General features: G+C 41.3%; 16 protein-coding genes. 1 reads left to right on the top strand and 15 read right to left on the bottom strand.

The annotated features are described in order from the left end of the window. Position 1: 1 nt before the first annotated feature. The 15 genes from NFR61_RS03025 to NFR61_RS02955 all read right to left on the bottom strand — a co-directional run bounded on the left by NFR61_RS03025 (position 2) and on the right by NFR61_RS02955 (position 14,244). Positions 2-733, bottom strand: coding sequence for a phosphocholine cytidylyltransferase family protein (locus NFR61_RS03025; RefSeq protein ID WP_251620493.1), 732 nt, complete (start codon positions 731-733; stop codon positions 2-4). Further along, positions 730-1,779, bottom strand: a complete 1,050-nt coding sequence (locus NFR61_RS03020; RefSeq protein WP_251620491.1) for a pyridoxal phosphate-dependent aminotransferase — start codon at positions 1,777-1,779, stop codon at positions 730-732. Before NFR61_RS03020 ends, NFR61_RS03025 begins: the two co-directional genes overlap by 4 nt. 100 nt (positions 1,780-1,879) lie before the next feature. Beyond that, positions 1,880-2,578, bottom strand: coding sequence for a 2-C-methyl-D-erythritol 4-phosphate cytidylyltransferase (gene ispD, locus NFR61_RS03015; protein WP_251620489.1), 699 nt, complete (start codon positions 2,576-2,578; stop codon positions 1,880-1,882). A gap of 25 nt (positions 2,579-2,603) precedes the next feature. Further along, a complete protein-coding gene (locus tag NFR61_RS03010; RefSeq protein WP_251620488.1) occupies positions 2,604-4,046 on the bottom strand; it encodes a capsule assembly Wzi family protein in 1,443 nt (480 codons plus the stop codon). Between the two features lie 10 nt (positions 4,047-4,056). Then, complete coding sequence (locus NFR61_RS03005; protein ID WP_251620486.1) at positions 4,057-5,073, bottom strand: glycosyltransferase; 1,017 nt, start codon at positions 5,071-5,073, stop codon at positions 4,057-4,059. A 2-nt stretch (positions 5,074-5,075) separates the two neighbouring features. After that, positions 5,076-6,188 carry a UDP-galactopyranose mutase gene (glf, locus tag NFR61_RS03000; protein WP_251620485.1) on the bottom strand — a complete coding sequence of 371 codons (1,113 nt, stop codon included), beginning with the start codon at positions 6,186-6,188 and terminating at the stop codon, positions 5,076-5,078. Next, a complete protein-coding gene (locus NFR61_RS02995) occupies positions 6,181-8,397 on the bottom strand; it encodes a GH92 family glycosyl hydrolase (protein ID WP_251620484.1) in 2,217 nt (738 codons plus the stop codon). Before NFR61_RS02995 ends, glf begins: the two co-directional genes overlap by 8 nt. Before the next feature lie 144 nt (positions 8,398-8,541). Continuing rightward, positions 8,542-9,504 (bottom strand): ROK family protein, encoded by a 963-nt coding sequence (locus NFR61_RS02990; RefSeq protein ID WP_251620483.1) that lies wholly within the window; start codon positions 9,502-9,504, stop codon positions 8,542-8,544. Positions 9,505-9,802: 298 nt separating this feature from the next. Beyond that, the gene (locus NFR61_RS02985; RefSeq protein WP_251620482.1) at positions 9,803-10,510 is read right to left on the bottom strand and encodes a tRNA1(Val) (adenine(37)-N6)-methyltransferase; all 708 of its coding nucleotides are present in this window, start codon (positions 10,508-10,510) and stop codon (positions 9,803-9,805) included. 7 nt (positions 10,511-10,517) lie between these two features. Then, positions 10,518-10,913, bottom strand: a complete 396-nt coding sequence (locus tag NFR61_RS02980) for a DUF5606 family protein (protein WP_251620481.1) — start codon at positions 10,911-10,913, stop codon at positions 10,518-10,520. A 58-nt stretch (positions 10,914-10,971) separates the two neighbouring features. Continuing rightward, on the bottom strand, positions 10,972-11,583 hold the full coding sequence (coaE, locus tag NFR61_RS02975; RefSeq protein WP_251620480.1) for a dephospho-CoA kinase: 612 nt from the start codon (positions 11,581-11,583) through the stop codon (positions 10,972-10,974). 17 nt (positions 11,584-11,600) lie between these two features. Then, entirely contained in the window at positions 11,601-12,587 is a 987-nt protein-coding gene (locus tag NFR61_RS02970; RefSeq protein WP_251620479.1) for a YbbR-like domain-containing protein, read from the bottom strand. Between the two features lie 114 nt (positions 12,588-12,701). Then, complete coding sequence (gene yajC / locus NFR61_RS02965) at positions 12,702-13,019, bottom strand: preprotein translocase subunit YajC (RefSeq protein ID WP_251620478.1); 318 nt, start codon at positions 13,017-13,019, stop codon at positions 12,702-12,704. A 26-nt stretch (positions 13,020-13,045) separates the two neighbouring features. Continuing rightward, positions 13,046-13,459 carry a DUF1573 domain-containing protein gene (locus NFR61_RS02960; protein ID WP_251620476.1) on the bottom strand — a complete coding sequence of 138 codons (414 nt, stop codon included), beginning with the start codon at positions 13,457-13,459 and terminating at the stop codon, positions 13,046-13,048. Between the two features lie 14 nt (positions 13,460-13,473). Then, positions 13,474-14,244 carry an AMP nucleosidase gene (locus NFR61_RS02955; RefSeq protein WP_251620475.1) on the bottom strand — a complete coding sequence of 257 codons (771 nt, stop codon included), beginning with the start codon at positions 14,242-14,244 and terminating at the stop codon, positions 13,474-13,476. Between the two features lie 686 nt (positions 14,245-14,930). Between NFR61_RS02955 and NFR61_RS02950 the strand changes: the two genes are divergently transcribed. Then, positions 14,931-16,174 (top strand): SUMF1/EgtB/PvdO family nonheme iron enzyme (locus NFR61_RS02950; protein ID WP_251620473.1); only part of this gene is annotated, 1,244 nt, incomplete at its 3' end.

Raw genomic sequence — 16,174 nt, 5'->3', positions numbered from 1 at the left:
ATCAAAGTAAATTATGGGGAAGGTGTTGTATCGCTTGGTTGAAATCCTCGACCGTATCCAATTCCATTGAAAAGTACGAAGTAGTATCTACGATGCAGAATGTTTGGTTTTGTGCAATCAAACGTTCAAAAGCAACTTCGTAAAAAACGTTTACTTGTTTTTCTTTCAGAATGAGTTTGTCTAATTCCGCAAATAAATGGCGGACATATTCTTTTGACATTTTTTCAATGCCGATGGATTCGCCGATTGCCTCTGAAACAGGACAGGTCTTACTGATTTGCTGGACCATGCCCTGAGAATCCGCTATCACCTTCATCTCCTCTTCACCTAAGGGGTGTCGATTGATAGCCAAGCAGTTCGGATAGGAGGATGCTAGAACGGCGGAAACTAATGTCGGGTCGAAAATGATATCGCTGTCCAACAATAAGAGGTCTTCTTTGCTGACACTCTTTCCTGCCAACCACAGGGAATAGATATTATTGGTTGAGGCGTATTTTTCGTTATAAATAAACTCGACGTTTAAAGCAGGATAGTGAGTATGCACAAACTCAACAATCTGCTCTTGCAAATAACCGGTAACGATAACCAGTTCATTAAAGTGATTTGCCAATAAATTGTTAATGGTTCTTTCCAACAGGCATTTTTTTCCAATCTTTAACAGACACTTAGGAGTATGATCTGTCAATGGACGAAGTCGCGAAGCAATACCTGCTGCCAATATAATCGCTTTCATGCTTTTGCAGTTTCTTTTATGATGCGAATGACTTCTACATTTTGGGCATGAGTACCTAATGTGATGCGCATGTGTGTATTTATGTCCGGCTCGTTCATGAATTTAACCTGATAGCCTTGGGATTGAAGAGCAGCCTGGAGTGCAGCTTTCTGGGATATGGGGTATTTGACTAAAATAAAGTTTGCGTTAGATTGATATACTTTGAATCCGGGTAATGGATTTAGCTCAGACATGTATATTTTTCGGTCTTCGGCCATCTGGCTGGCAACCTTTTGATAGTAATCTGTTGATTTTAATGCAGCTATTCCCAATTCTTCTGAAAGTCGGTTGTATCCTAAGTATTTGGTACTGTAATTTAAAAAACGGGTTAGGGAGGTTCCCATGAAAGCAAAACCTAACCGCAATCCAGGAAGACCATAAAATTTAGACAATGTTCTGACGATTAGTAAATTGGGATATTTGTCCAATAGTAATTTGATATAACCAGTGTCTTTATTGGCAAATGAAGCATAAGCCTCGTCTATTACTACCGCTGTCTCGGAGGGGATGAAAGATAAGATATCATCCAATTCTTCGATAGTTAGCGAGTTGCCTGTCGGGTTATTTGGGGATGCCATGAGTACCATTTTCGGTTTTTCTTTTTGAATCATTTCTTTCATGGCTGCAAAATCATATTTAAACGTATCCCCTTCTTCATAAAGCGGATAAAGTACGCTACGTCCGTCTACTTCATCGGCAATAGATTTGTAGTACCACCAGGAAAACTTAGGAATCAATAAAGTTTTGTTTTTTTCTTTGCCGGCAAGGAAATAATGGACAATCTGTTTCAAAATATCTTCGCCGCCGTATCCTAAAATAATTTGTTTTTCCGGTATGTTGTAGAGTTGGGAGAGATAGTCCGAAAAAATACTCTTTTTCCCTTCATCATATATGCGGGTATAAAAACATAATTTGTTAGGTTCAAAATTTTTCAATGCTTCTATGACGGCCGGGCATGGTTCAAAATTATATTCATTCCGGTCAAGATAAGTAATCTTTTTTTCCATGACAAAACGATTGATTCTACTGGAGGAGCAATTATATTTTATTGTTGTGCAAAAATAATAAAATTTTGAAGAAAATGTGGAGGAAATTATTGTAAGGTTGTTAATTCTTCACTTGTAACAGTTTTTCCAATAACCAGAAATCTTCCTGATAAGTGAGTTTAATATTCCGGTTACTTCCTTCGACGATTTTAATCTTTATTTCGGGCAAGTACTTTTTAACGACTCCACAGTCATCGGTTGTAGTAAAGTTAGGGTCTTGCAAAGCTTTTTCATAAGCTTTTTTCAGCACATGTGTCTTAAAAGCCTGTGGCGTCTGGCTGCGATAGAGGAAATTTCTGTCCGGGATATTTTGTATAAAATGCCGGCTTTCATCTACTTCAAGCATCGTGTCTGTAGCAGGAATGACTGTATTGACAGCCTCGTACTCTTTCAGGGCTTTGACGACATCATGAATAATCCTGTCATCCACCAACGGGCGGACTGCATCGTGAATCAGCAGATTCGCCTCTTCCGAAAAAGCATTCAGGGCGACCAACGTAGATTCGTAGCGTTCCTTTCCTCCGTTGAGAATCTTGGTTACTTTGGTAAAATCGTTTTTCCTGACTATTTCTTCCACAACATGTATATAATCCTTATTTGAAATAACGGCAATTTCGTCGATATATTCATTGTACTGGAACGTGTGCAAAGTATGTTCGAGTACAGTTTTTCCCGCCAGTATTAAAAACTGCTTGGGAATATCTGATTGAAATCGGCTTCCTTTGCCGCCCGCCAGTATGATTGCTATATTCTTTGCCATTCGGAGCGTTTTTAATAATCTGGTATTATTTCAGTAAGGTACCTTGACGGGTCAGTTTGAGGGTTATTCCGAAATTATTGGGTAATAAATCGCCACAATCCTGATAGACTCCTAAGTGGATATTAAAAGGCAGTTTATGGAATGGTAAGGTGGATTCAAGTCCGAGGGAAATCTGGCGTGGATGGTTGTCTAAAGGGCTTGAATATCTTCCGTAATTCATCGAATAAGAGGCGCGTAAGGCATAGGGGATTTTTTTTAGAAAGCATCCCTTTATTCCAATATAATGGGAAACAAAGCGGTTGTTGCGTATTCCCATGGTAATATTTTCTTCATTAGGAGCGTATGGAAGAAAAAATGGAGACCCGATGGTTGAACCGTAGTAAGTCCATCCGCTTTGGTGGATGCTGTTATTGAAATAATCGTCATTTCCTCCTAATACAAACCTTTTATAAAAAGGGTCGCTGGGATCTTTGCCTTGTGTATTGTCCGGGTCGGGAATATCGTGTACAGGGCCACCTTGTCTTTTCGTATAATAAAATTCGTATATGAAATCTGTTACCCAGGCATTATTGTTTTTCTTATTACCGAAATAAAATCCATATAACGCATCCGGGAATGCTCGCAGAAGAAGACCGGAATTATCCTCAAAAGGTCTGTCTATATAAGCGGATAACAGGAAGTTTTTATGAATATAGTTCAGTTTGTAATGCTGGCGTCCTAAATGATTTCCTAATAAATTTTCCCGGTCGTTGAAACTGGCATCTGCTCCTCCCGCTTTACCCCAAATTACCCGAAGATAATTTTTTAAACCGTCAGGCTGTTTACCTACTTGGGGATTTCTTGAAGTGCCGTTCCATTGTGCGAAATGTTGAAATCCGGCAATAAATTCGATAGATTTGATAGGCTTTAATTTTACGTAGACAGCTTTTGTATGCAATAATGTATTTTTTACAAAACGTTTGTCATTCATCCAATATTCTCCCCAATTGAATTTAAATTCGATAAAACGTTTTATAAAAGGAAAGGAAAAGTAATCGACATTTAAATGAACGCCGGGTATAGAGCGGGCATTATCGGAGAAAATGAGATTACCGTTTGTAGATGATATTCCATTATATTCCGTTTCCGGATGAATACACCCGATATTGAGTGTTGCAACTTTCCATTTAGCTCTCATAAATGCTTCATCAAGGATAATCTTATTTTTATCCTCTGATACATAGCCTGCCGCAGATAAACCATAAGCGAAATCAATGGCATGTTTTTGAGTGTAATCTGAGAAAAAACCGCTATATAATAATCCGTTATTTGCATTCGGAATAACGCCGTAATGGTTGGAAACCTGCCAAAAAGGCAAATTTTTTTCTGTAGATAAATTGGTTTCGCCCGAAACTTTATAAGTTATGGTACGTTGGGCGAATAAAGTAATGGCAGCGAAAATGAATAATGTCAGATATAAAATTTTCATGATGTATATGTTAGCATTTATCTAAGGCCTGTTTTAAATAAAATCCGGTTTTTAATCTTTGGGCAATTGCAAGTGTATTATTTTTCATAGTTTGGTAATCTTCTTCGGTAAGGTCGGATAGGAGAGCATCCAGTTCTTCCAAAGAATGGATTAAAATGCCGATATTATTTTGTTGTATGAAATTTCCCATAGCAGCTTCCGCCCAGATAATAATAGGCAAATGACAGCGAATATACAGAGAGGTTTTGTGTGGATTATTATACTTTAAATACTCACCGAATTGTCCGTTGCAGGTGGATATGGAATTGCCGTCCCAGACGAGGCCGAAATGACCGCTTAATTTTGCAATCAGTTCATCTGCATTATAGAAGCCTCCGTATTCAAGGGTCGGATTATTCCGGATAGCCTCTTGATTGGCATTCTTACCGCATATTTTAAGTTTGAAATTTGTATATTCAGGTGATATTTGGTATAAGAATGAATTTTTTTTAGGACTCAGGGCTCCGGCGAAAGTAACGCAATAAGGTTTTTGGTATACAGTTTCTTCGGGCATCGAATCCGAAAGATAATCGAATATTTCCAAAGATATGATTTGGGAGGTATTACCTTTATCTTTTAGCCATTCTGCCATTTTCTTATTATGTACGATTAAAACATCCGAGTGGTTGAAGAGGCGGATTTCTTCTTCTGCACTCATGACACCTCTGCGGTGAGAGCGTAAATCGTGGATTAATGTGATAACGTTACACCTTTTTTTCTTTGCGATATAAACTAAAAAAGGATAGTATTTCTTGAAAGGATATTGTAACAATAAGGTACTATGACGCGGTAGAAAGAGAGAAGCGCGCAAAACTGAAAATAAATTCCGGAAAAAGTGGTAAAATTTATTTGCGTTTATCGTTTGTTTGAGTCCGATATTGATATATCCGTATTCATGGAGAATCGCTTCGCAGTCGATTTTTGCTTTTCCTACCGCAGAGGTATTGGAGCGGTAATTGTGAGAGATATAATATTTTTTCTTTTTCATATTCATTTGAATTCGTGTTCTGCACATATTAAAGCTGATTTGACTGTGTCGTCCATGTCGTAATACTTATATTCTGCCAGTCTTCCGCAAAATATCACATGGGGACAGCTTCGGGCCAATTCTTGATAGCGTTGGTATAATACTGAATTATGGAGGTTATTGACAGGATAATAGGGTTCGCTTCCCTTTTGAAAGGTGGCAGGATATTCATACGTGATTACCGTGTGCGGTTGGTTCCCGAATTCGAAATGTTTGTGTTCGATAATACGGGTGTACGGAATTTCTTTTGCCGTATAGTTGATAACTGCATTACCCTGGAAATTATCGGTATTCTTTGTCTGTGTGTCGAATTGAAGAGACCTATATTCGAGTGCGCCTAACTGGTAATGAAAAAATTCATCGATACATCCGGTATAGATTATCTTGGGGGCGATGTTTTCAAAATGATACCGTTCTTGATTGAAATTACAATTGGTGACAACCTCGATACCTTCTAGCAATTTATTTATAATCGGATTATATCCTCCAATGGGAATTCCTTGATACCTGTCTGTAAAATAATTATTGTCAAACGTAAAACGGGATGGGATTCTGCGAATGATTTCTGCCGGTAATTCCTGGGCGGAACACCCCCATTGTTTTTCGGTATATCCCTTGATTAAAATTTCATATATATCTTTTCCGCAAAGCATCAATGCCTGCTCTTCCAGATTTTTGGGAGAATGGGAAAGGCTGAACGCCTTTCTTTGGGATTCGAGTCGTTCATAAGCCTCTGCCGGGGTTAGAGTACCCCACAATTGGTAAAAGGTATTCATATTGAAAGGAAGGTTAAATAATCTTCCTTTATAATTGGCGAGAGGAGAGTTTATAAAATTATTGAACGTAGCGAACCGGTTGATGTATTCCCAGATATTTACATCATCGGTATGGAAAATATGTGCGCCATAAATATGGACATTTATGTCTTCCATGTTCTCGCAACGGATATTTCCTCCGGTTTTCTCTCTTTTTTCGATAACCAAGCACTTCTTCCCTCTTAAATGGGCTTCATGAGCAAAAATGGCACCGCTTAACCCACTTCCTACAATTAAATAATCGTATTGATATTTATTCATAAGTAAGATTGCTTTTATCCGTCAACACAAACTCCAGTTCACCGCCTTGCATGATTTCCTCGTGGGTGATGTAAGTGCGATTGAGTTCTTGGTCGTTTAATAAAACTTTCTGGACATAGATGTAATTGTCGTTTGCTTTGTTGGCTTTGATTACAAAACGTTTTTCCGGTCCTACTTTGAGAGTCAGTTTCTTAAACAGCGGAGTACCGAGCTGATATTTTAAATCTACCGGATTGACCGGATAAAATCCCATGGCGGAAAATACATACCAGGCAGACATTTGACCGCAATCTTCATTTCCGCACAACCCGTCGGGAGTAGTCATATAAAGCTCCTTGCGGATTTGGTCAATATAGAATTGGGTCTTGTGAGGTTGCCCGACATAATTATATAGGTAAACAACATGGTGCGAAGGCTCATTCCCTTGTGCATACTGACCTATCATACCGCTGATATCGGGTGAAATATCCTTGCCTTCCATCTTGGAAGAAATGGTAAACAGACTGTCCAGTTTACAGAGAAACTTCTCTTTGCCGCCATGCAGGGTCATCAAGCCTTCAATATCATGAGGAACAAACCACGAATATTGCCAGGCATTTCCTTCCGTATATTCGTCCACTCGGTGTTCGGAATGGATAGGAGAGAAAGGAACTTTCCATTTACCGGCCGAGGACTTGCCTCGCATGAAACCGGTTTGCTTATCAAAAAGATGCATGTAATTTTGTGACTGCTTCAGGAAATACAAATAATCGTCTTCCTTATTTAAAGCCTTGGCCATTTGGGCAACACACCAGTCATCGTAAGCATATTCAAGCGTCTTGGAAACCGATTCCGGTTCTTTTTCATAAGGTATGTAACCGTATTCCCTTAACTCCTTCATGCCGGCACGGTCATTCATGGCCGTCTTTTTTATGGCTTCATAAGCTTTTTCCGCATCAAAATTACCGATGCCTTTCAAATAAGCCTCTGCAATGACAGGAATAGAGTGATTGCCGACCATACAATTGGTTTCATTCCCGACTAACTCCCATACCGGCAATACGCCGTAAGCATCATAATGCTTGAGCATAGAGTGAATCATATCATTGACCCTATTCTTTTGGGTTATGGTAAACAGCGGATGGGCGGCCCGGTACGTGTCCCAGAAAGAAAAAACGGTATATTGGATATTCTTATTGCCGACACTGTGAATTTCCCGGTCGGGACCTTTGAAATTTCCCAACACGTCGGAAAAAGTATTGGGCGCGATATAAGCGTGATAAAGTGCCGTATAGAACACCTTTAAATCTTCCTCATTGTCACTTTCTGCCTTTGTCTTGGATAACTCTTTTCTCCAGGCGAGTTTGGCATCCCGTTTCACCTTATCAAAACTCCAGTGGGGAAGTTCCTTTTGCAGATTAGCTTCGGCACCTTCTACATTGGCGGATGAAATGCTGACTTTCGCCAGAATCTTATTGGTCTTGTTGCCGAAATCCACCCAGGCATAACAACTGTCGGCTTTCACTTTCTGGCCATTTGCAAGAGGAGAGAATTGATTCTTACCGGCAAACACTTCAACATCTTGTGAAAACTCAACTACAAAATAGACCCGTTGGTCATTTGCCCAGCCTCTGGATTTGCGGTAACCGCTTAGCGTGCGGTTATTTACTTTCTTAATACTCGATTCTGTCGTCCTGTCCCAATTGCGTGCAGTAGTCAAATCGATAATCAATCCGTTTACCGCATGTTCCGGATATTGGTAATAGTGAATACCGCAACGGGTTGTGGCGGATAATTCCGTAACGATACCATTGTCTAATTTTACCCGGTAATAACCCGGTTCCGCCTTCTCATTGGCATGGGAAAATTGGGCATAGCTGGATTGGATATACTGGGCGGGAGTCTGGTCTTGGGGACGGGTAAGAGTCGGTAAAAAGCGAATATCCTGTAAATCGCCGATACCCGTACCGCTTAAATGAGTATGGGAAAAAGAAGAGATAATACTGTCGCTGTAATGGTAGCCGGAACACCAATCCCAATCACTGCGTGGATTATCCGGGCTTAATTGTATACCTCCGAAAGGAACGGTGGCTCCGGGAAACACATGACCGTGTCCGGCGGTACCTATAAACGGGTCTACATACTTTGTGATAGGGGTTTCCTTATCATGCTTCTTACAGGAAAACAATAAAACGCTCAAAGCAAGCAGCACACAATAATATCTTTTCATACCACAGACGCCAAATAAAATAGATACAATACAATAAAAAATCTCTCAAAAACCAAGAAATGAAAGAGCGAAGGCAATTCCTTCAACTCTTTCACTTTTCAATATTTCAATTTTTAACCTTTCAATGTTTTCAACAACTCCGGATTATAGCTTCAGTTCATTCCAAACCAAAGCGGCTGCTCCGTAAATCGCTGCATTCTTGTCCAACTGTGAAGGCAACAATTTAACCTTGTTGGCAAAAATCTTCAACACGTTCATCTCCATGTGGTCTTTGGTCGGTTCAAAAAGCAAATCTCCGGCTTTTGCCAGACCTCCGAACAGGAAGATAGCTTCGGGACTGGTAATAGCAACCATATTGGCTAAAGCCTCGCCAAGCATTTTACCCGTATATTTGAACGTATTGATAGCAATCATATCTCCCTTCAAAGCAGCATCACACACCATCTTTGCCGTCATCTCATTAAAGGGGACCAAACGCAAATCACTAGGATAATTGTATTTTGCCATCATCTTATAAGCAGTACGCTTTACACCCGTAGCAGAAACATACGTTTCCAGACAGCCGTTCCGGCCGCATCCGCACTGGCGTCCGTTGGGCGATACAATAATGTGTCCTAACTCTCCGGCAAAACCGTCACTTCCGTAGATCAACTGTCCGTTAGCCACAAAACCGCTGCCTAATCCTGTACCCAGAGTCACCATGATAAAATCCTTCATACCTTTGGCACCGCCGTACACCATCTCACCGATAGCGGCTGCATTGGCATCATTGGTCAGGAATATCGGAAGATTGGGATAAAACTCCTTCATCATGTCACACAAAGGAATGACATCGTGCCATCTCAGATTGGGGGCGAACTCGATAGCACCCTTATAGTAGTTTCCGTTCGGAGCACCGATACCGATACCGATAACATTGAATTCCTGCCGGTGAGGGTCTAATGTCTTCTCGATTTCCATGTATAACTCTTTCAGATAATCATTGATATCTTCGTGTTTTTGGGTCTGGATATTACCGTCGGCCAAATAATTACCGTCTCTGTCAATAAAACCGAAAGTCGTGTTGGTACCACCGATATCGATTCCTAAAGCAACTTGTTTTTTCATAATATATGATATTAAATATTTAGTATTTTTGAATAATCAAATAAGACTATTTTGCGGGAGTAAATATAGAAAAAAAATAAGAGACCGGAAACCGATCTCTTATTAATTACTAACTACTAACCTAAACATACAAACTTATGAAAAAAATGTATTCATTTTGTCCTCTCTGACATTGCAAATATATATGGAAAAATAATACAAACATGAAAAAGAAAGTTAAAAAATACCTATTCTTATAAAAAATAGCTACTTTTTTCACTGAATTGAAGCAAATATGTAAGCAAATAATCGTTTTTGCTTACATGTTTAAATAAAAGTCGCGTGTTAATTCCTGATATTCCGGGCTGTAATGGTGACGGGAATATTCGATAATCAAATCATCCGATTCAAGGCTGTTTACAGAGGAAAACGAAAACTCCAGCAAATAACGCTTCGGCGGTTTTTGCGGGGTTGGTTTCACCTTTGTTATTCTGGACAATACTGCGGAATAGCCGTCGGCTTGCCGGATAAGATTTTCCGCTTCCGTAACAGGCAAAATCAAATTCAATTTCCCTTCGGGCAACAGCAGCCGTTTGGAAACCTCCAGTAAATCCGTATGACTGAATTCATGGCAATGCCTTGCCGTGGTTCTGCTCTCGTTGGGAGTCGGGGTAGAAGCTATAAAATAGGGGGGATTGCAGAGAATGCTGTCGAATTTTTTCGGGGGATAAAAATCAAAGACAGATACGTGATGGAGGATAATCCGTTCATTCCACGGTGAGGCTGCCACATTCCGGCATGCTTGACGGTAAGCGGAAGCATCAATCTCAACCGCATCTATCATGGATTGCGGATTACGCTGGGCAGCCATGAGCGCCAATAACCCCGTCCCCGTACCGATGTCTAGCAGAGCGGAAGCCGTTGTCAAATTAGCCCACGCACCCAATAAGACACCGTCGGTACCCACTTTCATGGCCGCTTCGTCTTGATGAATAATAAACTGTTTGAATTGAAAATAGTCGTTCATGGAACTCCTATTTCTTTTCTTCGCTGAAATCCAGTAAGTTTTTTTCTACTAACAGATTATACCAGTGAATCAGTTTCCGCATATCGGATACATATACCCTGTCTTTATCATATTCCGGCAAAACCTCCTCCACATAAGCCTGAATTTTATTGGCACTCTCTTTGTGCGAAAGAATACCTGCACCATTTTCCTTTTCATAGATTCTTTTCAAAACCTCTTTCAAAGGCATATCTTCATTTTCCGTATAAATGGAAATATCTTCCAGCGAAATTATTCGGGAATTGGAATAGGCGGGAAAACGTTTCCCGTCCACAATAGACTCCACGATAATAGCATTCGCTGTATTGGCAATCATTTTGTACAGCCCCGGTTTACCTGATATGGATAAAATTTCTTTTAGCATATATGTTCCGTTTAAGAATTGAAGTGCAAAAGTAGAAAATTATTTTAAATGTAGCGATTTAATTCGCCTCTCTTTGCGGTTTGAGGGCTTTTGAAATTAACATCTCTTGAATATCAGTGATTTGTTTCTTCCAATCGTCGCCATCGGTCGTATCGAGAATAAAATCGGCTTTTTCATTCTTTTCTTCTTCCGAGGCCTGATTGCGTATGCGTTCAAGCACTTTTCCCTCGGAAACGCCGTCACGTTTCATCACCCTCTCGATGCGGGTTGGAAGATTGGCGGTAACATGAATGACAAAATCGAAGTGGCTTTCCAAATGGGCTTCAAACAAAATGGCTGATTCAAAAAACACGAGAGGGGAGTGCTGTTTTTGGCACCACTCTTCAAAATCCCGGAGCACTGCCGGATGCACAAGCGCATTCACTTGTCGTAATAAGGGTGGATGATTGAAAATAAGTGTCGCTACTCGTACCTTATTCAAGGTATTATCCGGCAGGTATATGTCATTCCCTAGTAACCGGAGCAGCGAACTTCTGATTTCCGGGGAAGTGTTCATTAAACGGGATGCTTCCGTGTCTGCAATATAAATGGGAAAACCTTTCGCATGAAACGCCCCGGCAACCGTTGTTTTGCCGGAACCGATACCTCCGGTCAGACCGATTTTCAACATACGGGACAGATTAAAAATTATTTTGGTTCAAGAATAAACTCCACTTTTTGGGGCGAATATTTAAGCTCCTGTATATAGGCGGGGAAGCGGGTTGCTTGCACTGGAAGCAATGACCCTGATTTGATTTTCCGGTAATCCACCGTAAAACTGAAATCTTCATCCTGTACCAGGTCGTATTTGCTTAGGCCTATCTCATAGGAAACTTCCACCGTGTTGGGGAAAAGTTTGATATCCATGGAAGAAGGAAGATTCAGCACCTTGATAGGTATCGTCTTGTTTCCTTCCGTATAACGTTCGAGCGACATATCCAGCCGGATAGGCGTATCGTTGAATTGTACACCCGGCATGGGAGCCAGCGAAACCGTTTTGCTCAACTCTCTTTTGATTTCTCCGGCATCCCAAGGCTTCGTATAGACATACTTCAACGTATCGATAATCAAGGCAGGACCACTGACTTTAATACTGTCGGGAGTACAGAGAATACCGTCTTTCAATATATAAAGCTGTTTTAGGCTGTATTGAACCACCGGACGAACGGCCACCTTCTTGGAAACGGCGGGAGAAAAGATAAATTCGATTTTCTCTGGTTGAATACTTGAGAGTTTGATATAGGTATTCAACTGGCTGCTGATTTTATCTTTGATATTTTGAAGGGGAAAGGTATATTCAAAGACATCGCTTTGTTCCAGTATTTTGTTGCTCAGGCTGTTAATGGGGATAACAATGGGACGGAACGATGTTTTGATTTTATGGGCGAGCAGGGCGAATCCCTTGGCTTTAACCTCTAAAGTAATGCGTTGCGGGGGAGTGGAAACCAGGTATTTTCCCTGCGGGAAATCGGTATATTTTACCGGATAGCTTATCTGGCTGCTGTAATCTTTGTTCAAAGCATTGAGAAACCATAAAACGGAAGCGATGACAACACAGATTCCGTAAGTGATAACATGACGGTCGAGCTGAAGATGAATGTTTTTCAATTGGTCGGTTATGTTTTTAATAATCATAAACCCCTGGAATAATAGATGATACCGGAAATAGTTGTCAGCAAAACGAAAAGGGGAAAATTTTCCGGCACTCGCCGGGCATCCCCTTTCGTATCTTTCGGAATGTCGGATAAATTATTTGGCGGGAGCGGCATCCGTCATATCTTTGATGACAGCCGATTTGTCCACCTTCAATTTTATACCGCCTTCCACTTCCATCATAATGGTGAAATCATTGATTTCGGCTACTTTCCCGTAAATACCGCCGGTCGTCACAATTTTATCACCCTTTTTCAAAGAATCGCGGAAAGCCTTCAACTCTTTCTGTCTCTTCATCTGGGGACGGATCATGAAGAGCCACATGACAACGATGATAAGAAGCATCGGCCACAAGCCCACTAATCCCTGTCCGCCGTTAATTGATGTGTCTAGTACAATAAATAGTGTGTTCATTTTTGTTATAATTAAATTAAAAAATATTACTTTACATTCGCCGTGATGCTTAACATAGCCTCTCCCGAAGGAAGATTTGCAAATATACTGATTTCTTTGTATTGTTTGCCGTATCTGCCCGAAGAGTTAAAGGCAATTTCGATTTTTCCCTCCTTGCCGGGGGGAATCGGCTTCTTGTCGTATTCAACCGTCGTACAGCCGCACCCCGTTTCAATGGCTTTAATTACGAGATTTTCTTTCCCCGTGTTTGTGTAAATAAAAGTATGGCTTACGATTTCTCCTTCTGTTAGATCGCCGAAATTATAATGTTTTTCCTGAAATTTGATACGGGTCGTGCGTTCCTGCACGGAAGAAGATGTCGTTGCTTTCTGCCGGCAACCGCCCGCCAATCCAATACAGCACAGGCACAAAATGAAAAAGCGGATAATGAATGTATTCATACGAAAAAAACAGTTTAAAAAATCAGATGTTTCACCGAATAATTCTTATTCTTGATATGCAACAGCGTATCAATACCTATTTCCAGATGCTGCCTGACAAAATTCTGGGTAACCTCTCTGTCCGACTCGGCGGTTTTAATCCCCTCCGAAATCATCGGGCGGTCGGAAACAAGCAGCAAGGCCCCTGTCGGGATACGGTTTGCAAAACCCGTTGTAAAAACAGTTGCCGTCTCCATATCGATAGCCATGGCACGGGTCTTCACCAGATACTCTTTAAACCGGTCGTCATACTCCCACACCCGCCGGTTCGTCGTATACACCACTCCGGTATAATATTGGCAACCATGCTCCACAATAATCTTGGAACATGCCTTTTGTATACTGAAAGCCGGTAACGCCGGAACTTCGTGGGGCATATAATCATCGGACGTCCCTTCTCCTTTAATAGCTGCGATGGGTAAAATATAATCGCCTACGGAAGACTTGCTTTTCAGACCGCCGCATTTGCCTAAAAAAAGGACGGCCTCCACCTCGATAGCGGTCAGCAGGTCGATAATCGTTGCGGCGTTGGCGCTCCCCATACCGAAATTAATGAGGATAACATCATTCCACGAGACATTGGGCATCGTCTTGTCCGCTCCGATAACCGGAACACTGTGAAGCTCCGAAAACAAATCGAGGTAATACTCAAAATTGGTCAATAGCACATATTTCGGAAACTCATGCAGTGGCCGGCCGGTATAGCGGGGCAACCAGTTTTCCACAATCTCTTTCTTTGTCTTCATGTCAAAAGAATAATAAAAACATGACATGGTAAAATTACACTTTTTCCTGACAAATTCAAGGTATTGATTTCTTTAAGATTTCCCCGGACTCTCGTATAGATTTCACACCTGGCTCAATTCTTTAACAAGTCTATATCCATTCTATAAAGTGCTTATAAAGCGCTTACAAAGTGCTTATAAAGTGCTTTGCAAAGCACTTTATAAGCATTCTGTCTGGATTTTGATAGGATTTTATAGAATGGATATAGACTTGATGAATAGTTTTTTATTCGTTATTTAATATACGCAATCCTGACGGAAGGGACAGGTTGCTATTGTTTTATGTGCAAGTGCTTCACATCTTTAGGGTTTCAACTTTTTAACCTTTTCAACTTTTTGAACTTTTTTCTTTATATTTGTCCCGTTGTGGCAGAGAGACCTGCCGTATAGACATATTATTTTGAAGCGTTTAGTTTTATCCTTTACGAGAAAACGGCCAATTTTCAACACCAAAGGATAAGCAGTATAAACGTTCATGCTTGCCGTATATACGTTCGTGCTATATACAGGTTAAGCGTGGGTAACTGTTTATTTTGGTGTGGGTGCTTGGCCGTACCTCTCGTAAGATAAACTAAAGTTCCCACGCTTTCTTTTTGTTATAAACCTACCTTTCCGGGGACTTTCAAGGTGCTAAGTAATTTCTTGATATGAAAAAATTAATCAAGTGTGCCGGAAGGCGGTGTTTACGGATGTCATGGGTATTTCTTTCCGTAATGGTTTTTTCCGGATTGTTTTCTCCACCCGTTTTTGGTAATAATATCCGGGTGGACGGTAAAACGCACGTTGTCGGTTTCTCTGGAGACACGGCGATTATTGAGGTGTATCTTCGTTGGGATAATTCGTGGCGGGATGATTTCAACTGGGATGCTGCATGGGTGTTCTTTAAGTACAAAAAGCGGGGCTTGGAGAATCCGTGGCAGCATGCGTATTTGGGTTCTTCAGGGCATGTATTGAGCCCGGCTGCCGGCAATGAGGACGGCGGATATGCGTACATGGTCGGCACGAACAGCGGCAAAGTAAACGGATTGTATGTGATGCGTGAAGGAATTTCGGAGGGGAATGTAAGCGTGCGGCTGCAAGCGAAATGGCCGTTAAAGGGAACTGGTTTGACTAAAAGCGACTTCGGCGAAGCCTTAAATGAAATCTACGTTGCCGTTCACGCCATTGAAATGGTGTATGTTCCGTATGGAGCGTATTACTTAGGGGATGCGTATTCCAACAAGAGCTTTGCGGTAGGGGGTACGGATGCCGTGGTGATAGATACAGAGGCGGCGATGACGCTTTCAGCGAAAGACGGCATGTCGAACGTTTCTCTTTCGGCGTCCTATCCAAAAGGGTATGCCGGTTTCTATATCATGAAGTACGAGACGAGCCAGGAGCAGTACGCGGAGTTTTTGAACTCTTTGACGTTGGCACAGCAAAAGGCGAGAGTGGCGAACAATGATTTTGCCAATATGAAGCGGGGGGATTATGTGTTTGGAAACCTCCACACTCCAAACTGCCGGAACGGCATCGTGTTTATCGAACAGCGGCAAGCGAATACGCCCGCCGTGTTCGGTAATAATCTGAATCCTGCCAATGATTTATTTTCCGTAGATGATGGACAGACGCTCGCATGCAATTACATGAGCATAGAAGATATGATTGCTTATTGCAGTTGGAGCGGATTGCGTCCGATGAGTGAACTGGAGTATGAAAAGGCGTGTCGGCGGTTTTATCCGCAAGAGCCTGATCAAGGGGAGTATGCGTGGAATACGAACAGCGGTATTAACCGCCTAAGCGGATTAAGCGATTTAAATTATCGTGGTGACCAGCGGGAACAGGCATTGAGTTACTTAAAGAACGTAAACAGCGGTACAAGTAACAGTATTAATGGGCCAGTACGTTGTGG

The sequence above is a fragment of the Odoribacter lunatus genome (genome assembly GCF_943193135.1).
Lineage (GTDB): Bacteria > Bacteroidota > Bacteroidia > Bacteroidales > Marinifilaceae > Culturomica > Culturomica lunata.
Note: the sequence above shows the minus strand (reverse complement) of the source record. Positions and strands in the feature narration are given on the sequence as shown.